Source organism: Clavibacter rahimiani (genome assembly GCF_052654495.1).
The window spans coordinates 1,612,064-1,632,479 of the sequence record NZ_CP199790.1 but is presented as its reverse complement, the minus strand read 5'-3'; the positions used below and the strand labels follow the sequence as shown (position 1 = coordinate 1,632,479).

Sequence of the window (20,416 nt, the reverse complement as noted above, 5' to 3'; positions counted from 1 at the left end):
GGGGTCGGTGCGGTGGGGCGGGAACCACGATCATCCCACGCGGCGTCGGCCGGGCCATCCGCGCCCGGCCGCCTCGCGCGCGGTGGCCGGGCCCGGGATCGGGCTCACCGCCGGACGATGTCGGCGACCGCCTCCTCGAGGTGCGGCCAGCGGAAGCGGTAGCCCGCACGCTCGAGCGTCTCGGGGACGACCCAGCGGCTCTTGAGCACGAGCTCCGGCTCCGTGCGGAACAGCCACATGCCGACCTCGAGCATCCAGCGGTTCGCGGCCAGGCCGATCGGCATGCCGACAGCATGGCGGAGGACCTTCATCAGCCGGCGGTTCGTGACGGGCTCGGGGCTCGACGCGTTGACGGGTCCCTCGATCGTCGGCTCGTCGCGGACGAACCGGATGATGCCGACCAGGTCGTCGATGTGCAGCCAGCTGAAGACCTGTCGGCCGTGCGTCGGCTGGTACACGTGATGCGCGCCGGCGCGGATCCGGGACGGGCGCCCCGGGAACCGCCCGTCGAGCTGCGGCCCGCCGAGGCCGAAGCGGGCGAGGCCGAGGAGCGGCTGCAGGGCGCCGTCGCGGCCGAGCACGATCGCGATGCGGAGCGCCACGCGGCGGGTGGACGGCAGGTCGGGCGCGAAGAGCGCGCGCTCCCAGGCCCGGCCGACCGACGGCGAGAAGTCGTCGCCGAGCTCGCCCGTGGACTCGGTCTGCGGACGGTCGGTCGCGTGCCGGTAGACGGTGGCGGTGGAGGCGTTGATCCAGACCGGTACCGGCCGCGCGCTGTCCTGGATCGCGCGCCCGAGCTCCGTCGTCGTCTCGACGCGGGAGCGCAGGATCTCCCGGCGGTTCGCAACGCCGTACCGGCAGTTCACGCTCTTGCCCGCGAGGTTGACGAGGAGGTCGGCGCCGTCGAGCAGGCGGCGGATCCCCTCGGCGTCGCCCCAGCGCGCGTCGGCTCCCGAGCGGCCGATCGTCCGGACCCGGTAGCCCTCCTCGGCGAGCTCGCGGACGAGCACCTGCCCGATGAAGCCCGACGCCCCGGCGACGACCGCGGTGCGGATCGCGGAGCCCTGCTCCCCCTCTGCGCGATCGCTCATGCGCCGAAGCGCGTGCGGCGCTCGACCGTGGTGCCCGTGCCGTCGGCCCACGTGTAGACCGTGTTCCCGCCGATGATGACGTGCTCGGCGCGCGACTGGACGTCGAGCGGATCGCCCGACCAGATGACGACGTCGGCGTCGAGGCCCGGCGTGAGCGCGCCGACGCGGTGGTCGAGGCGGAGGATCGCGGCCGGGTTCGCGGTGATGGCGCGGATCGCGACGTCGGCGGGCAGCCCGTCCTTCACGGCGAACGACGCCTGGTGCACGAGGAAGTCGATGGGCACGACGGGCGCGTCGGTCGTGATCGCGACGAGGACGCCGGCGCGGTGCAGGGCCGCGAGGTTGGCGACCGCGCGGTCGCGGAGCTCGACCTTGGAGCGCGAGGTGATCATCGGCCCGAAGATGACGGGGATGCCGCGCTCGGCGAGCACGTCCGCGATCTTGTCGCCCTCGGTGCCGTGGTTGACGACGAGGCGGTAGCCGAACTCGTCGGCCAGGCGGATCGCGGTGGCGATGTCGTCGTGGCGGTGCGTGTGCTGGTCCCAGGCGAGCTCGCCGTCGAGGACGCGCACGAGCGTCTCCTTGCCGAGGTCGCGCGAGAAGGGCTTGCCCTCCTTCTGGGCGTGGTCGCGGGCGGCGCGGTAGTCCTCCGCGTCGCGGAACGCCCGGCGGATCACCATGGCGACGCCGAGGCGCGTCGACGGCGTGCGGTCCTTCGCGCCGTAGACGCGCTTCGGGTTCTCGCCGAGGGCGCTCTTGACGCTCACGGAGTCGCTGACGAGCTGCTCGTCGATGGTGCGACCGCCCCACGACTTGATCGCGACGGACTGCCCGCCGATCGGGTTGCCGGAGCCGGGCTTGACGACGATGGTCGTGACGCCGCCCTTGAGCGCGTCGCGGAAGCCCTCGTCGTCGATGTCGATGGCGTCGATCGCGCGCACGGAGGACATGTCGGGGTCGGTCATCTCGTTGGTGTCGTTGCCCGCGGGGCCGTTGGCCTCCTCGTGGATGCCGACGTGGCCGTGCGCCTCGACGAAGCCGGGGAGCACCCAGCGGCCGGTGGCGTCGATCACGGTGGCGTCCTCGGGGACCTCCACGTCGGCGCCGACCGCGGCGACGAGGCCGTCGCGGAGGAGGACGGTGCCGCCGGGGATCTGCGCGCCGTCGACGGGGACGACGTGCCCGCCGACGATGGCGGTGACGGAGGAGGCGGAGGCGCGGACGGGGGCGGTGGGATCTGCGGTGGGGGCCATGCTCCGAGCCTAGGACGCGGTCGGCGGGGCGGCGGCGGCGCGGGCGGGCGGCGGGGTCTCCGGATCGCCCCGCCCGCGGCAGGGCCCCGCCCCCGCGTCGATAGGCTCGCGGCATGGGCATCCCCGACTTCGTCGCCTCCCTCCGCGAGCGGATCGGCACTGCTCCCCTCTGGCTCTCGGGCGTCACCGCCGTGATCCTCGACGGCCCGCGCGTGCTCCTCGTCCGCCGCGGCGACACCGGCGCGTGGGCGCCCGTCTCGGGGATCCTCGAGCCCGGCGAGGAGCCGGCCGTGGGCGCGTGGCGCGAGGCCGAGGAGGAGACCGGGGTCGAGGTGGAGGTCGAGCGGCTGGTCGCCGTCGGGACGACCGGCGAGATCACCTACCCGAACGGCGACCGCGCCAGCTACCTCGACCTCACCTTCCGCTGACGGTACGTCTCCGGCGAGGCGCGGGTCAACGACGACGAGTCGCTGGAGGTCGCGTGGTGGCCCGTGGACGCGCTGCCGGACATGCCCGCGGACTTCCTGCGGCGGATCCGGGTCGCCCTCGACGACGCGCCGGAGACGCGGTTCGTGCGCCCCGGCGAGGACGTCTCGCACCAGGACCGCGACGCGCGGGGCGAGATCGCCTGAATTCCCGGCCGCGACCTGGTATCGTCGCCTGTTGGCTTGCGTGTGATCCTCCCCGATCACGCGGTATCGCCGCAGGCGCCCTCTCTCGCTGAGCGGCAACTCATACGACGAAAACTCGAACGGAAGACATAACACGTGGCAAACATCAAGTCGCAGATCAAGCGCATCGGCACCAACAAGAAGGCCCAGGAGCGCAACAAGGCCGTCAAGAGCGAGCTGAAGACGGCCATCCGCTCCGTCAAGACCGCCATCACCGCGGGCGACAAGGACGCGGCCGTCAAGGCCGTCAGCCTCGCCGGCAAGAAGCTCGACAAGGCCGCGAGCAAGGGCGTCATCCACAAGAACCAGGCCGCGAACCGCAAGGGCGCGATCGCCAAGCAGGTCGCCAAGATCGGCTGATCTCCCCCTGGTGAGATCGACGGGCCCCGCGCATCGCGCGGGGCCCGTCGTCGTGTGCGTGCGGGGTGGCTGCGTCGGGGCGCCTGCGCCTGCTCCTTCCTGCGCCCGCTCCGGCGGCGGGAGGCGGCAGCGGGTCAGTCGCGGCCGCGGGACGCGACCGTGCGCACCATGCGCTCGAGCGAGTAGACCGAGTCGCGGCCGCCGCCCTTGACCTGCGCGTCCGCCTCCGCGAGCGCCTCGATGGCGCGGCCGAGGCCGGCGTCGTCCCAGAGCTGGAGGTCGCGCCGCGCCCGGTCGACCTGCCACGGCGCCATGCCGAGCTTGGAGGCGAGCTGGCCGGAGGGACCGGAGACGCCGGACACCTTCGCCATGGTGCGGATCTTCATCGCGAACGCGGCGATGAGCGGCACCGGGTCCGCGCCCGAGGTGAGCGCGTGCCGCAGGAGCACGAGCGTCTCGCCGCTGCGGCCCGCGATGGCGGAGTCCGCGACCGCGAAGGCGTTGATCTCGACCCGGCCGCCGTAGTACTGGTCGACCGTGACCTCGGTGATCTCGTGCGCCGTGTCGGAGATGAGCTGCTGGCAGGCGGACGCGAGCTCGCTCACGTCGTCCTGGAACGCCGCGACGAGCTGGCGCACGGCGCCCGGCGTGATCGAGCGCTTGGCCGCCCGGAACTCGGCGACGGCGAAGTCGTGCTTCTCGCTGTCCTTCTTGAGCTCCGCGCAGACGATCTCGATGCCGCCGCCGGTGCCCGCGCGCACGGCGTCGAGGAGCTTCTTGCCGCGCACTCCCCCGGCGTGCCGGAGGACGACGTACGTGTCGTCGGCCGGGGAGTCGAGGTAGGCGACCGCGTCGAGCAGGAACTGGTCGGAGCACTTCTCCACGTTGACGACGCGGATGAGCCGCGGTTCCGCGAACAGCGACGGGCTGGCCAGCGTGATGAGCTCACCCGGCGCGTAGGAGTCGGCCTCGATGTCGGAGACCTCGATGCTGGGGTCCTCCGCCGTGAGGATGTCCCGGAGGCGGCGCATCGCGCGGTCCGCGAGGAGCGCCTCCGTGCCGGACACGAGGACGATCGGCGCGGGCCGCACCGCGTCCCACGCCAGCTGCGGGATGGCCGCGGACGCCTTGGCCGGGGTGCTGCGGGAGGTCCTGGTCGCCATGCGGGTCCTTCCGGGCGGGGCGTGCGGGGGCGGGGCGTGCGGGTGCGGGAGCCCGGTGCCGGGCGGGCGGATCCAGGTTAGCCGTCGGGTGGGACATCGGCCGTCGCCGGGAGGGCCGCTGGACGCGGGACGGGCCGGGGCCCGCGGCCGAGCGCGATCGCGGCGACGGCCAGCGCGGACGCGACGACGAGGGCGACGACCCCGGCGGCACCGGTCGGCCAGGGGACGCGTCCCCACGGCAGGCCGGAGAGCACAGAGGCGACCGCGGAGATCCACGCGGCCGGCAGCCACGCCAGGCGCAGCACGAGGCTTCCCGCCGCCGGCCAGACGGGCAGGAGCACGCAGGCGACGAGGCCCCCGATGGTGGCCGGTGCGGCGGCGGGCTCTGCCAGCAGGTTGGCGAGCACCCCGTGCACCGGCAGCCCCGGCTGCAGCACGAGGAGCACCGGCTGGCACGCGACCTGCGCGGCCACGGGGATGGCGAGCGCGTCGGCCAGGCGGCGCGGCATCCGGCGCGCGAGACGGTCGGCCAGGGGCGGTGCCAGCACCAGGAGCCCGGCCGTCGCCAGCACGCTCAGCGCGAAGCCGAGGTCGCGCGCCAGCCAGGGATCGCCTGCGAGGAGGACGACCACCGCGAGCGCGAGGGCGGGCAGCCCGCGGGACGGGCGACCGGATGCCGTGGACAGGATGAGCACGGCGGCCATGACGGCGGCGCGGCGCACGCTGGGCTGCGGGGTCACGAGCACCACGAACGCGCCGAGGGCCACGAGCGAGGCGGCGGCGCGCGCGGGACGCCGGAGTCCCAGGGCGGCGGTCAGCGCCAGGACGAGCCCCACGATGACCGCGCAGTTCGCGCCGGACACGGCGGTGAGGTGCGTGAGGGAGCTGTCCTTCATGGTCTGCGCGAGGGCGGGCGCGACGGCCGACACGTCGCCGATCGCGAGTCCCGGGAGGAGCTCCGCCCCGGGTCCCGGCAGGTCGGCCGCGGCGCGGGCGAGACCGGCGCGGAGGCCGTCGGCGACGCCGGACGCCCCGGCCGCGGCGGCGGTCGCGTCCAGCGCGCCGCGGGCCAGCAGCAGGTACGCCGCGCGGTCGGCCGGATCCGCCTGCTTCACGGAGGCGCTCAACCGCACGACCGTGCCCACGCCGAGCCGCCCGCCGCGGGATCCGTCCCGCTCGTCGTGAGGGCGCCCGGCGAAGACGACGACCGGCACCGGAGCGGGCAGCACGACCGTTCCGTCCGCCGCCCGGCCGGATGCGGCCCGCCCCACGTGCAGCGCCGTGAGGTGGCCGACGAGCCGCACGCGACCTCCTGCGCCGCCGGATCCGCCGTGCGTGTGCGAGGCCAGGGGTGCGGGGGGCTCGTCGAGGACCACGTCGGCCACGACCATGCCGTCGGCGGACGCCGCGGCGTCCAGGGCGGCCGGGTGGCGCAGCGGCTCCTGCGCCGCCGCCGCGCCGAGGAGCAGCGCGGTCGCGCCCGCGGACACCGCGACGCCGGCGACCGCACGGAGGAGCGGCGACGTCGCGTGCGGGCCGCCGCCCGCGCGGGGGCTCCGACGGGCACGGGTCGTCGCCCGGGGGTGTCCTCCCCCGCGCCGTGCGCGTGGTCCGACGAGCGCCCCGCTGACCTGTGCCGAGCGGGAACGCGACGTCGCGACGACCACCGCGGTCCCGGCGGTGGCGAGGGCGAGCACCGCCGCGGCGACCGCGAGTCCGGCGGAGGCCCCCCGGACGCCCACGGACAGCGCGGTCGCCGTCCACGCGACCGCGGCGGGGATCGCCAGCCGGAGGTCGACCAGCCGGGCGGAGATCGGAGGCCGGCGCGGCGTCGAGGCCGACCCTCGGCCGCTCCGGACGGGCGGGGTCACACCCGGACCAGCGGGGTGAGGGACGCCAGCGTCCGGTCGCCGATGCCGGGGACGCGACCGAGGTCGGCGACGCGCGCGAAGCGTCCGTGCGCGGACCGCCACGCGATGATGCGGGCGGCGAGCGACGGACCGACGCGAGGGAGCGTCTCCAGCTGCTCCGCGGTCGCGGTGTTGAGGTCGACCGGCGCCGACGGGCTCGCCGCCCCGCCGCCCGCGGCCGATGCGCCCGCGGCCTGGCCGGCGGGTGCGGCGGGCGCCTCTCCCTGCCGCGGGACGACCAGCTGCTCCCCGTCGGAGAGGACGCGCGCGAGGTTCACGCCCGCGGTGTCGGCGCCGTCGGCGAAGCCGTGCGCGGCGGCCAGGGCGTCGACGACGCGGCTGCCGGGGGCCAGGGGGAACAGGCCGGGGGCGACGACCGCGCCGACGACGTGCACGTAGATGGGCGTGCGGGACGTGCTGCGGGATCCGTCGCTGCCGTCCGCGGCGCCCGCGTCGGCCACGCCGTCCTGGCCGTCCGCCGTGCGGCCCGGGGATCCGGCGCTGGCACCCGCAGCGGCTCCGGACCCCGTGCCCGCCGTGCCGTCGTCGTCATCGGCGGTGGAGGTGCCGCCCCCGTCGCGGTCCGTCCCCGCCCCGTGGGCGGCCGAGCTCGCGTGCGCGGGCGGCGGCTCCCCCGCCCGACCGGCCCCCGCCTCCTGGACCGCCGTCACGAATATGGTGACGACCAGGGCCGCGGCGACCAGCACGGCCGCCGCCCCGACGCCCACCCGGAGACGGAGGCGCGTCCGCTGGCCGGGCAGCGCGGCCGGCGCGGACGCGGTGGGCACGTGCTCGTCTCCCGCCGGGTCCCGCGGGTCCGTCGGCGCCTTCGGCACGCGATCCGTCTCGCGGGGTGCGCGGCCGGCCTGCCCCCGGACCGGCCCGTGGGCACGTCCGGTGGCATGCGGGTCCTGGGGATCATGCGGGTCGTCCGGCGGGTACGAGTCCTCGGTGTCGTCCGGCTCTTCCGGGACGAGCGCGCCGTAGCCCGCGTACGTGCCCTCCTCGTCCTCGTCCTCGTCCTCGTCCTCGTCCGCCCCCGGCCAGCGGCCGCTCGCGATCACGGCGAGGTCGACGTCGTCGGGTCCGGGTCGGGATCGGCGGAGGGGGCGCATGCCCGCACGGTAGGTCCTGCCCGACGCGCGGGGATGCGCGGTCGCGGGTCTGGGGATCAGCCGGGCGGCGACGCCCTGGGATGGAGCGAGGGCGGCCCGTCGCCGGACCGCCCTCGTCTCCGCGCGCCGTGGCGCGGCCCGTCCGTCAGGAGGCGGGCGTGGTGGTGATGCTCACGATCTTCGGCGCGCGCACGATGACCTTGTCGATGGTGCGGCCCGCCGTGGAGCGCTTGGCGCCCGGGGTCTCGCGGGCGAGGGCCTCGAGCTCGTCGGCGCCGATGCGTGCGTCGACCTCGAGCTTGTCGCGCACCTTGCCGTCGACCTGCACGACCGCGGTGACGGTGCTCACCACGAGGAGGTTGCGGTCGGCCTTGCGCCAGCCGGCGAAGGCGACCGACCCGGTGTAGCCGAGGCGCTTCCACATGTCCTCGGCCGTGTACGGCGCGAACAGGCTGAGCGCCACGGCCACGACCTCGGTGGCCTCGCGGACCGCGGCGTCGCCGCCGCCCGGCCCCTGGTCGATGGTCTTGCGGATCGCGTTGACGAGCTCCATGGTGCGCGCGATGACGACGTTGAACTTGAACGCCTCGAGCATGCCCGGCGCCTCCGCGAGGAAGCGGTGCGTCACGCGGCGGAGCGCCTCGTCGCCCGTCTTCCACTCGACCTCGGGCGCGCTCGTGATGTCGCCCGTGAGCCGCCAGGCGCGGGCCAGGAACTTCGCGGACCCGGACGGGGAGACGTCCTCCCAGTCGATGTCGTCCTCCGGCGGGCCGGCGAAGGCCATGGTGAGGCGGATCGCGTCGACGCCGTGGCGGTCGATCTCGGAGCCGAGGTCGACGCCGCCCTTGCTCTTGGACATCTTGCTGCCGCCGGAGAGCACCATGCCCTGGTTCAGCAGCGCGCTGAACGGCTCCGTGAAGGTGACGTAGCCGAGGTCGAACAGCACCTTGGTGATGAAGCGCGAGTACAGCAGGTGGAGGATCGCGTGCTCCACGCCGCCCACGTACTGGTCGACGGGCGCCCAGCGGTCGGCGTCGGCCGGGTCGAACGCCTTCGTGGCGTCGTTCGGCGACAGGAAGCGCAGCCAGTACCAGGAGCTGTCCATGAACGTGTCCATGGTGTCGGGGTCGCGCGTGGCGGGGCTCCCGTCCAGCGGGCTCGGCACGTTCGCCCACTCCGTGGCGGCCGCGAGCGGCGACTTGCCCTTGGGGGTGAGGTCGAGGCCCTCGGTGGCCGGCAGGCGCACGGGGAGCTGGTCCTCCGGGACGCGGATCTCGGTGCCCTGCTCGTCGTAGACGATCGGGATCGGCGTGCCCCAGAAGCGCTGGCGGGAGATGAGCCAGTCGCGCAGGCGGTAGTTCTTGGCCGCGCGACCGCGCCCCTCCGCCTCCAGCTGCTCGACGACGCGCTTGATGGCGGGCTGCTTGCTCAGGCCGTTCAGCGCGCCGGAGTTGATGAGGCGCCCCTCGCCCGGCAGAGCCACGCCCGTGCGGCCGGGCAGCACCTCCTCGAGGTCCGGCAGCTCGCCGTCCTCGGGGATGATGCGGATGGCGCCCGTGACGGGCTGGGTGGTGTCGACGACCACGCGCACCGGGAGGTCGAAGGCGCGCGCGAAGTCGAGGTCGCGCTGGTCGTGCGCGGGGACGGCCATGACCGCGCCCGTGCCGTAGTCGGCGAGCACGTAGTCGGCGGCCCAGATGGGGATCCGCTCGCCGTTGACCGGGTTGACGGCCGTTCGGCCGAGCGGGATGCCCGTCTTCGGGCGGTCGGTCGTGGAGCGCTCGATCTCGTTGAGGCGCTGCGTGCGCTCGAGGTAGGCGCGGAACGACTCGCGCACCTCGTCGGACGCCCCCTCGACGAGCTCGGCCGCGAGGTCGCTGTCGGGCGCGACGACCATGAAGGTCGCGCCGTGCAGGGTGTCCGGACGGGTCGTGAACACGGTGACGGGCTCGTCGCGGCCCTCGACCGCGAAGTCGACCTCGGCGCCGACGGAGCGGCCGATCCAGTTGCGCTGCATGCTCAGCACCTTCGCGGGCCACGTGCCCTCGAGCTGGTTGAGGTCGTCGATGAGGCGGTCGGCGTAGTCGGTGATGCGCAGGTACCACTGCGTGAGCTTCTTCTTCACGACGACCGCGCCCGAGCGGTCGGACGTGCCGTCGGGCAGGACCTGCTCGTTCGCGAGGACCGTCTGGTCCACCGGGTCCCAGTTGACCCAGCTGTCCTTCCGGTACGCGAGGCCCTTCTCGTGCATCTTGAGGAACAGCCACTGGTTCCACGTGTAGTACTCGGGGTCGCTCGTGTGGAGCTCGCGCTCCCAGTCGAAGGAGAGGCCGTAGCGCTTCATCGACTGCTTCTGCGTCTCGATGTTCGCGTAGGTCCACTCGCGGGGGTCGACACCGCGCTTGATGGCCGCGTTCTCCGCGGGGAGCCCGAAGGAGTCCCAGCCGATGGGGTGGAGCACGGTGAAGCCCTGCTGGCGCCAGTAGCGCGCGACCGCGTCGCCGAGCGCGAACGCCTCCGCGTGCCCCATGTGCAGGTCGCCCGAGGGGTACGGGAACATGTCGAGGATGTACTTGCGCGGGCGGGTGTCGCTCGCGTCCGGCGTGCGGAACGGCTGCTCGCGCTCCCACACCTCGGACCACTCGGCCTCGATGGCGCGGAAGTCGTAGGTGTCGCCGGGGGTGTCGGGGGTCTCGTGTGCCAAGGGCGCTCTCGATTCGATGCGGGGGTCGCGGCCCGATGGGCCTCGACAAGACTAGTGAACGTGCCGGGCACCTCCCGAACCGGCGCCGCGGGCCGGGATCAGGCGGGCGAGGAGGCCCTGGGGAGGGGCCGGCGGAGACGATCCGGGGCGTCCGCGGACGGCACGCGACCCGCGCGCACGGCGGCCAGGAGCGGCGCGGCCTTGATGCGCACCTCCTCCAGCTCCTCCTCGGGGACGGACAGCGCGGTGATGCCGCCGCCCGCGCCGACCGTCGCGCGGCCGTCCGCGACGACGACCGAGCGGATCACCATGGCGAGGTCCGCGCGGCCGTCGTCGCCGAACCAGCCGAACGCGCCCGCGTAGACGCCCCGCGGGCCGCGCTCGAGGGCCGCGAGGATGCCGACCGCCGCGGACTTCGGGGCGCCCGTCATGGATCCGGCCGGGAACAGCGCCCGCACGGCGTCGACGGCCGAGACGCCCGGCGCGAGCTCGCCCTCGACGCGGCTGACGAGCTGGTGCACCTGCGCGTACGCCTCCACGGCGAACAGGCTCGTGACGCGCACCGAGCCGAGCACGCAGACCCGGCTGAGGTCGTTGCGCATGAGGTCGACGATCATGACGTTCTCGGCGCGCTCCTTCTCGCTCGCGAAGAGGTCGGCGCGGGCGGCCGCGTCGGCGGCGGGATCCGCGTGACGCGGGCGCGTGCCCTTGATGGGGAGCGTGCGCAGGGTGCCCGCGGCGTCGACCTCGACGAAGCGCTCCGGCGACGCGCTCACGAGCACCGTGCCGCCCACGCGGAGGAAGGCGCCGTGGTGCGTGGGGCTCAGGGCGCGGAGCGCGAGGTGCACGCGTACCGGGTCCACGTCGCCGGCGACGCGGGCGCTGTTCGTGAGGCACAGCTGGTAGGCGTCACCGCGGCGGATGGACTCCTGGCAGGAGCGGATGAGGGCGAGGTACGCGGCGTCGTCGTGGCGCCAGGCGGGCGCGGCGGAGTCGTCGACGGAGCCGGAGACGCCGGGGTCGACGGCCGGGGCGGCAGCGACGGGATCGGCGGCGGATCGGGCGGAGAGGGCGGCGAGCTCGTCCTCGACGCGCTCGGGCCAGGTGTCCCCCGCGCGCGCGACCGCCCACACCTCGTGCGTCGCGTGGTCGAACGCGAGGAGCCGCTCGACGCGGAGGAAGGCGGCGGGGACGATGCCGTCGGCAGCATCGTCGTCGCCGGGCGCGACGGGCGGGGCGTGGTGCAGCGGCACGGTCTCGGGCCACGCGTCGTGCGGGATCCAGCCGACGACGCCCAGGCGGAAGGCCAGGCCGGGCGGCAGGGCGGCGGCGGGTTCGGCCGCCGCGAGCCGTGGATCCGCGTCGGCGTCCTCCGCGCGACGACCCGGCACCATCTGCGCGAGCCCGGCGAACACCCCCTGGGGCCAGGTGGCCGCGGTGCCCGCGGACGCCGCGAGGTAGCTCCAGCCCTCCCCCGCCGAGTCGTCGAGCCAGGCGACGTCGCCCGCCGACGCCGCGGAGAAGAGCGCCAGGAACGCCTCCTCCGGATGGTGCCAGGCACCGAGACGGCGGCCGACGACCGGCCGCGCGGCGCGCGCGTCGCCCTCCTGCATGCTCGGCCTCCCGGTGTCGTGAGCGCACCCGGCGGCCGCCTAGCCTCAAGGGTATGAGTTCCGAGACGATCCTCCGGTGGACCCCCGCGGGCTGGGCGCCGGCCGCCGCGGATCCCACCGGTGGAGGAGTCGAGGTCGTGCGGCCCGCGGGGCACCGGGTGCTCGCCGCCGACTCGTTCCTGGTCGACGCGGGGCGCGTGCTCGCCGTCGACGTGCACCGCCAGCGCTTCCTCGCGTCGCTGCGCCTGCAGTCCGCGGCCGTCCCGGATCCGGCCGCGTTCCTCGACGCCGCGGTCGCCGCGCTTCCGCGCGAGGGCGCGTGGTTCCCGCGCGTGGAGGCGCTCCGGGGACCCGACGGCGACGTCGCCCGCCTCCTCGTCCGTCCCGCGCCGGAGCGCACGGCGACGGTGGTGCTCCGCGACCACGACGGCCCCGACCCGCGCACGATGCCGCGCGTCAAGGGCCCCGACCTGCACGCGCTCGGCGCCCTGCGGAGCCGCGCGGCCCGGCACGGCGCGGGCGAGGCGGTGATCCTCGCCGACGACGGCACGATCGCGGAGGGCGCCTACAGCGCGATCCTCTGGTGGCACGGCGACGCCCTCGCGGTCGTGGAGGGCGACGTGCCCCGGATCCCGAGCGTCACCGAGCGCAGCATCGTCGCGCTCGCGACGGCCCTCGGCGTCGACGTGCTGCACGAGCGGGCGCGGCCCGCCGACCTCGACGGGCGGGAGGTGTGGGCCGTGAGCGCGCTGCACGGGATCCGGCTCGTGCGGGAGTGGATCGACGGCCCCGCCGTCGCCGCGGAGCCCGGCCGGGTGCGCGCCTGGCGGACCCGCCTCGACGCGCTGCGGCGCGCGCTGCCGGCGGCCTGAGGGAACCTCGGCGAGGCACGACCTCAGCGGATCCCGCCGCCGTCCGCCGCGGGGCGCAGCTCCACCGTCCGGTCCACGAGCTCCTCGGGGACGTCCGTGTGCGTGAGCAGCAGCACGCCGCGCCCGCGGTGGCGCGCGGCGGTGAGGACGTCGCGCAGCACGGCCTGCGCCCGCTCCGGGTCGACGTCCGCGGTGGGCTCGTCGAGCACGAGGACGGGGAAGTCCGCGAGCAGCGCCCGGGCGAGGGCGATGCGCTGGGCCTGGCCGCCGGACACCAGGCCCCCGCGGTCGCCGACGCGCGCGTCGAGGCCGCCGCGCTCGGCGGCCCATCCCGCGAGACCGACGCGGGCGAGCACCGCGACGAGCTCGGCGTCGGTCGCGTCCTCGCGGGCGAAGAGCAGGTTCTGCCGGATGCTCGCGTCGAAGAGGTGCGGCGTCTGCTCGCAGAGGCCGACGATCCGCCGCACGGCCGAGGGCGGCATCGTCCGGGTGTCCTGACCGTCGAGCTCGTACGCGCCACGGGACTCGAGGAACCGCACGAGCGCCGCGGCCAGCGACGACTTGCCGGATCCGCTCGGGCCGCGCACGACGACCGTCTCCCCCGGCCGGACGACCAGGGACACGGGCGCGAGCGCGTCGCGGGCGGCACCGGGCCAGCGCGTGACGAGGTCACGGACCTCGAGCGTGCATCCCGCGGAAGGTGTGCGGGGCGCAGCGGTGCTGCCCGCCGCCTCGTCCGCGACATCGCCGACGACCGGCTCGACCCCGTCCGCCGTCGGCTCCCGCGGGATCCCCTCCGGCACGGTGGCCGGGACCACGCCCGCCACCCGGTCGGCGCTGGTCCGCACGCGGTGCCACGCCTGGACGGCGAGCGGCACGGACGTCGCCGACTCCACGAGCGCGAGCGGGACCAGCGCCGCGAGGGCCAGCCACGCGGGATCCAGGGCACCGGACGCGAGGCCGGGGACGCCCTGCAGCACGGTCCAGGCGGCGACCGCGCCCGTGCCCGCGAGCACGACGCCCGTGGTGATGCCGGCCGCCGCGGCGCTCCGCAGCTCCGCGCGCCGGAGCGCGTCCGCGGCGCGCTCGACCTCGGCGAGGCGCGCGTCCAGGGCGCCGAAGGCGAGGAGGACGTCGAGGCCGCCGACGAGGTCGAGCACGCGGTCCTGCAGCGCGGCGCGGAGCGGCTGGATCCGGGTCTCGGCGCGCCCCGCGAGCGCCGATGTCGCGCCCACGCCCACGACGAGCGACACCGCGAGCACCAGCAGGAGCCCGATCCCGGCGGCCGGCAGCACCGCTCCCACGACCACCACGCTCGCCGCCTGCACCAGCACCGACACGACGAGCGGCTGGACGACGCGCAGCGGCAGGTCCTGGAGCCGGTCGACGTCGCCGACGAGCCGGGTCAGCAGGTCGCCGCGGCGCGTGTCCCGGAGCCCCGCGGGTGCGAAGGGCAGGATCCGCTCGAAGACGCCCACGCGGAGCGTCGCCAGCGCCCGGAACGCCGCGTCGTGGCTCGTGATCCGCTCCAGGTACCGGAACGCGGCCCGCCCGAGCGCGAACGCGCGGACGCCGACGATCGCCATGCCGAGGAACAGGATCGGGGGCTGCTCCGACGCGCGCGTGATGAGCCACGCGGAGGTCGCGAGGAGCGCGACGGCCCCGACCGCGCTCGCCAGCCCGGCGAGGAGGCCGGGCAGCGCGCGGCGGAGGGGCGGCTGCGCGAGCCGGAGGACGTCGTCGCGGTTCACGGCGCCACCTGCGCGCGCCAGGCGGGCTCGGGCGCGATGCGCGCGGGAGCGGGAGCCGGGGCGGGCGCGGCCGGCGCGGATCCCCGGCCGTCCAGCCGCAGCTCCGCGTCGGCCGCCCGCGCGAGCGCCCCGCGGTGCGTGACGACCACGACCGCGCGCCCCTGGTCGGCGAGCGCGCGGATCCCCGCGGCCAGCCGCGCCTCGGACGCCGCGTCGAGCGCGGAGCTGGGCTCGTCGAGCAGCACGAGCGCGCAGTCGAGCGCGAGCGCCCGGTGCACGGCGCGCGCGACGGCGACGCGCTGCGCCTGCCCGCCGGAGAGCCCCTGGCCGCCGACGCCGAGGCGGAGGTCGGGGTCGATCCCGTCCGCCGCGGCCAGCGCGAGCGCCCGCCGGACGAGCGCGTCATCCGGATCCGCGATCCCCAGGGCGACGTTCTCGCGCACGGTGCCCGCGACGAGCCCGGGTCGCTGCCCCGCCCAGGCGACGTGCTCGGGGCCGGTGGGGCGCGGCGCGCCGTCGGGGTCGGCGTCGTCGACCCAGCCGACGGCGCCGGTCGCCGGCAGCTGCCCGAGGAGCGCGGCGACGAGCGACGACTTCCCGGCCCCGCTCGGCCCCGTCACGGCCGTGACGCATCCCCGGGGGAACCGCGCCGAGAGTCCGGCGATCACGGGTCGCCCGTCGCGGGAGACGCCGAGGTCGCGCACGACGAGCGCGTCGCCCGCCGGTGCGGCCGCACCGTGGACCGCCCGGGCGGACGGGGCGGATCGCGCCTCCTCGAGGATGCCGAGCACGTCGTCGGAGGCCGCGACCCCCTCGGCCGCCGCGTGGAACTGGACGCCGACCTGGCGGATCGGCAGGAACGCCTCCGGCGCGAGCAGCAGCACGAAGAGCCCGACCTCCAGGTCGAGCTGGCCGCCGATCAGCCGCACGCCCACCGAGACCGCGACCAGCGCGACCGACAGCGACGCCGCGAGCTCCAGCACGAAGCCCGAGAGGAAGGAGATGCGCAGCACGCGCATCGTCTCCACGCGGTACTCCTCGGTGACCCGGCGGATGCGGGCCGTCTGCCGCCGCGCGCGCCCGAAGACCAGCAGGGTGGAGAGCCCGTCGACCACGTCGAGGAAGCCGGATGCGAGCTCCGTGAGGCGTGACCACTGCCGCCGCTGGACCTCCTGCGTCGCCCAGCCGATGAGCACCATGAACACGGGGATGACGGGCAGCGTCGCGATGACCGTGATCCCCGTGAGGAGGTCCTGGGCGAGCAGCACCGCCACGACGAGGGGCGTCGCGAGCGCCGTGAGGATCAGCTGCGGCACGTAGCGCGCGAAGTAGGGCTCCAGCGCGTCGAGGCCCGGGCCGACGACCGTCGCCAGGCGGCCCCGGTTGCGGCCCGCGGTCCAGGCGGGTCCGAGGTCGGCGATCGCCCGGAGCGCCCGGCGCCGGAGCTCCGCCGAGACCTGCGCGGCGCCGCGGGCCCCCACCACGTCGAGGAGCCACGCGGCGGCCCCGCGCACGACGGCGGAGGCGACGGCCAGCGCCAGCACGGGGGCGAGATCGGCTGCGCTCGCGCCGGCGATCGCCCGCACGACGAGCTGCGTGAGCGACCAGCAGGCGGCGACGAGCGCGACCGTCTGCACGACGCCGACGAGGGCGCCGACCGCCAGCATCGTGCGGGCCGAGGCGGAGTGCCGCAGCAGCCGCGGGTCGAGGGGCTTCACGGCGTCAGTGGGCGGCCTGGGAGATCACGGCGCGCGTGATGCGCTTCCGGAACACCCAGTACGTCCACGCCTGGTACGCGAGGATCAGCGGCAGCGCGAAGCCGGCGGCCCAGGTCATGATCGTGAGCGTGTACGGCGACGACGACGCGTTCTCGAGCGTGAGCCCGTTCGCGGGGTCGTTCGACGCGGGCATCACGAACGGGTGCAGCGCCGTGAAGAGGCTGGCGACGGCCAGCGCGATGGTCGCCGCGAGCAGGCCGAACGCCCACCGCTCGCGTCCCCGCACGTTCGCGAGGTAGGAGGCGACGAGCGCGACCGCCGCGAGCGCGGCGACGAGTCCCGACAGCGGCGAACCGTGGGCGAGCGTCGTCCACACGAGGAAGGTCGCGGCGATCACGATCGCCGCCGCGCCGACCCGCATCGACATGAGGCGCGCGCGGACCCGGATCGGCCCGTCGGTCTTCAGCGCCGCGAACTGCAGCCCGTTGACGAGGAACAGCGACAGCGTCGTGAGCCCGCCGAGGAGCGCGTACGGGTTCAGCAGGTCGAGCGTGGATCCCACGTAGTCGTGGTTCGCGTCCATCGGCACGCCGCGCACCACGTTCGCGAAGACGACGCCCCAGAGGAACGAGGGCACGACCGAGCCGACGACGATCATCAGGTCGAACGACCCGCGCCACCGGTCGGACGCGCCCTGGTGCCGGTACTCGAACGAGACGCCACGCAGGATCAGGGTGATGAGGATGGCGAGCAGCAGCAGGTAGAAGCCGCTGAACATGGTGGCGTACCACTCGGGGAACGCCGCGAAGAGGGCGGCGCCGGCGACGATGAGCCACGTCTCGTTGAGGTCCCACACGGGGCCGATGGTGTTGATGAGCACGCGTCGGTCGGTGTCGTCCTTCGCGAGGAACGGCAGGCTCATGCCCACGCCGAAGTCGAAGCCGTCGAGCACGAAGTAGCCGACGAAGAGGAAGGCGATGACGCCGAACCAGAGGGTGGGCAGGTCCATCAGTAGACGCTCGCTTCCCGGACGACCTCGCCCGTCTCGGGGTCGGGCTCCGCCTCCGGATCCGGCCCCCTCTGCGCCGCCCGCAGGATGAGGCGGAACTCCACCACGGCGAGCGACCCGTACACGACCGTGAACGCCACGAGCGACAGCAGGACCTGGAGGCCGGTGACGTTCGGCGAGACGGCGGAGGAGGTCTGCAGGAGGCTGAACACGATCCAGGGCTGGCGGCCCATCTCGGTGAAGATCCAGCCGACCGTCATGGCCAGCAGCGGCAGCGGGGCGGCCCAGATGGCGACCTTCCACATCCAGGGACGGGTGATCGCCCGGCCGCCGCGCGTGAACCAGAGGCCCGCGACTGCGACGCCGATGGCCGCCATGCCGAAGCCCATCATCCAGCGGAACGCCCAGTAGGTGACCCAGATGGTGGGCGTGTAGTCGCCGGGGCCGTAGCTCGCGACGTACTGCGCCTGCAGGTCGTTGATCCCCTCGACCGTGCCGTCGAGCGTGTGCGTGGACAGGAACGACAGGAGGTAGGGGATCCGGATGGAGAACAGCTCGCTCGACCCGTCGGGCGTCCCCCAGGTGAAGAGCGAGAACGACGCGGCGGCGCCGGAGGACGTGTCGTAGTGCGCCTCGGCCGCGGCCATCTTCATGGGCTGCGTCTGCACCATCGCGAGCCCGAGCTGGTCGCCCGTGAGGATGGTGAGCGCGCCGGAGGCGACCATGAACCACATGCCGAAGCGCATGGCCGGCATCATCGTGTCGAGGTGCTGGTTGCGGGAGAGGTGCCAGGCGGCGACCGAGATGATGACCGCGGCCGCGCACATGAAGCTCGCGAAGATCGTGTGCGGGAACGCCGCGAGCGCGACCTTGTTGGTGAGCAGCGCCCAGATGTCCGTGAGCTCGGCCCGGCCGCGGGCCTCGTCGATGCGGTAGCCGACCGGGTTCTGCATGAACGCGTTGGCCGCGAGGATGAAGTAGGCCGACAGGATCGACGCGACCGAGACCACCCAGATGGACGCGAGGTGCAGCCTCTTCGGGAGCTTGTCCCAGCCGAAGATCCACACCCCGATGAAGGACGCCTCGAGGAAGAAGGCGAGGAGCCCCTCGAGTGCGAGCGGGGCGCCGAACACGTCGCCCACGAACCGCGAGTACTCCGACCAGTTCATGCCGAACTGGAACTCCTGCACGATGCCCGTGACCGTGCCCATCGCGAAGTTGATGAGGAAGATGCGGCCGAAGAAGCGCGTGAGCCGCAGGTAGTGCTGCCGCCCGGTGCGGACCCAGGCCGTCTGGTAGATCGCGCAGACGAACGCCATGCCGATCGTGAGCGGCACGAAGAGGAAGTGGTAGACGGTCGTCAGGCCGAACTGCCAGCGGGAGAGCAGGAGCGGGTCGAGGAGCTCGTTCACTCGGGGCGACCGGTTCGGCCGGAGCGCGGGCGGTCGGCAGGGGCGGGGGCGGGATGCGGTGTCATGGCGACCGGATGCGCTTCCTGTGGAGGGTGGATCGTGCGGGTCTGAGGCTCCATCGCGACGCCTCCATTCTACGACTTGTAGACGATCCGCGCGAGCCGCCGAGCCCGTCCCGGTCGGGTCGCGTTCGCCCCGTGGCGACGCGGACGACACGCTCCGTTCACCCGGCCGGACGACGCTCGGGGGACGCATCCGGATCGGCGTCGACCCGGTGCGCCCGCCACCCGCGGAGACGGTCGCCGTCCCCGCTCCCGCCGTCGGCCCGGAACCCGGCACCGCACCCACCCGCACCGCGCACGTCGACCGAAGGGCCGCCGCCATGACCTCCTCCGCCCCCGCCTCCCCGGCGCCCGGCCTCGCCGGCGGATCCCCCCTCCCCTCCGCCGGTGCGCCCGCGTCCGCCTACGTGGGCCTCCTCGTCGCGGACGGCGCCCGCCTCACCGCCCGGGTCGCCGAGGCCGCCGAGGACGTCGAGGCCGGGACGGCGGAGCGCTACGACGCCCGGACCGCCACCGTCGAGGACGCCCTCATCGCCGCCCTCGCGCTCGTCGCCGGCGGGCTCGACGTCCGCGACGCGGCGCAGCACGCGGTCGACGGGGATCCCGCGCCCGTCATCCAGGCGCTGCACTCCCTGGCGGGCCGCGGCGGCGTCGAGCCCTACCTCCTGCGCAACGGCCTGACGGTCGACCACTTCCACGCGCTCCGCGACGCGGTCGTCGCGCGCGGGGGCCGCGAGCTCGACGAGTCGCAGGACTGATCCGGCGCGCGGGACGCCGCGCACGTCGCCGCGTCCCTCGTTCTGGGGTCACGCGCGGGTGTCCGCATTATGGGGGACCCGGCTAGAGTCGACCACGAGCGCACGGCCCTTACCCCCCCCCTTGGGCCTGGCGCTCGCAACCCGACGAGCGCGTCCGTCCATCCCCCCCCGGACGGGACCGCTCCCGGACCACGGCTGCGCCCCGTCCCCCGAAGGACCCGGCAGGCCGGAGTGGCCCGGCACCCGTGGCGTTCCCGCGCCCCGTGCCGGGCCATTCGACCGTCCGCCGTCGATCAGCCGGCGTGCGCGCCCGCGGCCGGGTCGTCCGCGGCCGCCGTGCTGCCGTCCGGCGCCGCGGTCACGCCGTCGCCGGCGGTCGGGTCCCCGTCCCCGTCGTCGTCCGCCCCGTCCTCCACGAGGGCCAGGTGCAGGATCGCGAGGTCGAGGGGTCGGCCGTACTTCCAGCCGATGCCGGGCAGCAGCCCCACCCGGCGGAAGCCGAGGCGCTCGTGCAGGCGGATGGATCCGGTGTTGCCCGCCTCGATGTCCGCGAAGACGGCGCGCTTGCCGGCCGCCCGCGCGTGCGCGACGAGCGCCTCGACGAGCGCCCGGCCGATGCCGCGGCCCTGGAACGCCTCGCGCACGTAGACCGAGTCCTCCACCGAGAAGCGGTAGCCGGACATCCGCCGCCACGGGCCGTAGGTGCCGTAGCCGGCCATCGCGCCGTCCACCTCGGCCACGAGGATCGGGTCGCCCTCCTCCGCGGCCCGGCGGAACCACGCCTCGCGCTCGGCGCGGTCGACGGGCTCGTCGGTCCAGAGGGCGGTGCTGGTCAGGATCGCGTCGTTGCGGATCTCCAGCAGGTCGTTGATGTCGCGGGGCTCGGCGGGGCGGATCCTCATGCCGCCAGGGTATCGGCGCGGTGCGGGCCGCACGGCCGGGTGCGGGAGGATC

15 protein-coding genes and 1 pseudogene are annotated in these 20,416 nt (G+C 75.2%); 4 read left to right on the top strand and 12 right to left on the bottom strand.

Features of this window, described 5'->3' with window-relative positions; translation table 11 throughout:
• Window positions 1-104: 104 nt before the first annotated feature.
• Window positions 105-1,091: an epimerase gene (locus ACT7CP_RS07760; RefSeq protein WP_445441796.1), complete on the bottom strand. Its 987-nt coding sequence runs from the start codon at window positions 1,089-1,091 to the stop codon at window positions 105-107.
• Window positions 1,088-2,344: an amidohydrolase gene (locus tag ACT7CP_RS07755; RefSeq protein WP_445441795.1), complete on the bottom strand. Its 1,257-nt coding sequence runs from the start codon at window positions 2,342-2,344 to the stop codon at window positions 1,088-1,090. The genes ACT7CP_RS07760 and ACT7CP_RS07755 overlap by 4 nt, the downstream gene beginning before the upstream one ends.
• 113 nt (window positions 2,345-2,457) lie before the next feature.
• Between ACT7CP_RS07755 and ACT7CP_RS07750 the strand changes: the two are divergent.
• Both ACT7CP_RS07750 and rpsT read left to right on the top strand, forming a co-directional pair.
• A pseudogene (locus ACT7CP_RS07750) lies at window positions 2,458-2,976 on the top strand (NUDIX hydrolase).
• 135 nt (window positions 2,977-3,111) lie between these two features.
• On the top strand, window positions 3,112-3,375 hold the full coding sequence (rpsT, locus tag ACT7CP_RS07745; RefSeq protein WP_012038238.1) for a 30S ribosomal protein S20: 264 nt from the start codon (window positions 3,112-3,114) through the stop codon (window positions 3,373-3,375).
• Window positions 3,376-3,509: 134 nt separating this feature from the next.
• On the opposite strand, the gene holA is transcribed toward rpsT, so the two are convergent.
• The 5 genes from holA to ACT7CP_RS07720 form a co-directional block, all read right to left on the bottom strand.
• The gene (holA, locus tag ACT7CP_RS07740) at window positions 3,510-4,538 is read right to left on the bottom strand and encodes a DNA polymerase III subunit delta (RefSeq protein ID WP_445441794.1); all 1,029 of its coding nucleotides are present in this window, start codon (window positions 4,536-4,538) and stop codon (window positions 3,510-3,512) included.
• Window positions 4,539-4,615: 77 nt separating this feature from the next.
• Complete coding sequence (locus ACT7CP_RS07735; protein WP_445441793.1) at window positions 4,616-6,409, bottom strand: ComEC/Rec2 family competence protein; 1,794 nt, start codon at window positions 6,407-6,409, stop codon at window positions 4,616-4,618.
• On the bottom strand, window positions 6,406-7,563 hold the full coding sequence (locus ACT7CP_RS07730; RefSeq protein WP_445441792.1) for a ComEA family DNA-binding protein: 1,158 nt from the start codon (window positions 7,561-7,563) through the stop codon (window positions 6,406-6,408). The genes ACT7CP_RS07735 and ACT7CP_RS07730 overlap by 4 nt, the downstream gene beginning before the upstream one ends.
• Window positions 7,564-7,708: 145 nt before the next feature.
• Window positions 7,709-10,267: a leucine--tRNA ligase gene (gene leuS / locus ACT7CP_RS07725; RefSeq protein ID WP_445441791.1), complete on the bottom strand. Its 2,559-nt coding sequence runs from the start codon at window positions 10,265-10,267 to the stop codon at window positions 7,709-7,711.
• Window positions 10,268-10,365: 98 nt separating this feature from the next.
• Window positions 10,366-11,880 carry an anthranilate synthase component I family protein gene (locus tag ACT7CP_RS07720; RefSeq protein WP_445441790.1) on the bottom strand — a complete coding sequence of 505 codons (1,515 nt, stop codon included), beginning with the start codon at window positions 11,878-11,880 and terminating at the stop codon, window positions 10,366-10,368.
• A 53-nt stretch (window positions 11,881-11,933) separates the two neighbouring features.
• Between ACT7CP_RS07720 and ACT7CP_RS07715 the strand changes: the two genes are divergently transcribed.
• Window positions 11,934-12,752, top strand: a complete 819-nt coding sequence (locus ACT7CP_RS07715; protein ID WP_445441789.1) for an aminotransferase class IV — start codon at window positions 11,934-11,936, stop codon at window positions 12,750-12,752.
• Between the two features lie 23 nt (window positions 12,753-12,775).
• Here the strand turns inward: ACT7CP_RS07715 and cydC are convergent, their stop codons facing one another.
• The 4 genes from cydC to ACT7CP_RS07695 are packed head-to-tail and all read right to left on the bottom strand — an operon-like array spanning window position 12,776 to window position 18,642.
• Window positions 12,776-14,503 carry a thiol reductant ABC exporter subunit CydC gene (cydC, locus tag ACT7CP_RS07710; RefSeq protein WP_445441788.1) on the bottom strand — a complete coding sequence of 576 codons (1,728 nt, stop codon included), beginning with the start codon at window positions 14,501-14,503 and terminating at the stop codon, window positions 12,776-12,778.
• Window positions 14,500-16,221, bottom strand: a complete 1,722-nt coding sequence (gene cydD, locus ACT7CP_RS07705) for a thiol reductant ABC exporter subunit CydD (RefSeq protein ID WP_445441787.1) — start codon at window positions 16,219-16,221, stop codon at window positions 14,500-14,502. Before cydD ends, cydC begins: the two co-directional genes overlap by 4 nt.
• Window positions 16,222-16,225: 4 nt before the next feature.
• Entirely contained in the window at window positions 16,226-17,230 is a 1,005-nt protein-coding gene (gene cydB / locus ACT7CP_RS07700; RefSeq protein ID WP_445441786.1) for a cytochrome d ubiquinol oxidase subunit II, read from the bottom strand.
• A complete protein-coding gene (locus tag ACT7CP_RS07695; protein ID WP_445441785.1) occupies window positions 17,230-18,642 on the bottom strand; it encodes a cytochrome ubiquinol oxidase subunit I in 1,413 nt (470 codons plus the stop codon). The genes cydB and ACT7CP_RS07695 overlap by 1 nt, the downstream gene beginning before the upstream one ends.
• A gap of 382 nt (window positions 18,643-19,024) precedes the next feature.
• Between ACT7CP_RS07695 and ACT7CP_RS07690 the strand changes: the two genes are divergently transcribed.
• Entirely contained in the window at window positions 19,025-19,462 is a 438-nt protein-coding gene (locus tag ACT7CP_RS07690; RefSeq protein WP_413963093.1) for a hypothetical protein, read from the top strand.
• A 293-nt stretch (window positions 19,463-19,755) separates the two neighbouring features.
• On the opposite strand, the gene ACT7CP_RS07685 is transcribed toward ACT7CP_RS07690, so the two are convergent.
• On the bottom strand, window positions 19,756-20,364 hold the full coding sequence (locus ACT7CP_RS07685) for a GNAT family N-acetyltransferase (protein ID WP_445441784.1): 609 nt from the start codon (window positions 20,362-20,364) through the stop codon (window positions 19,756-19,758).
• Window positions 20,365-20,416 lie beyond the last annotated feature (52 nt).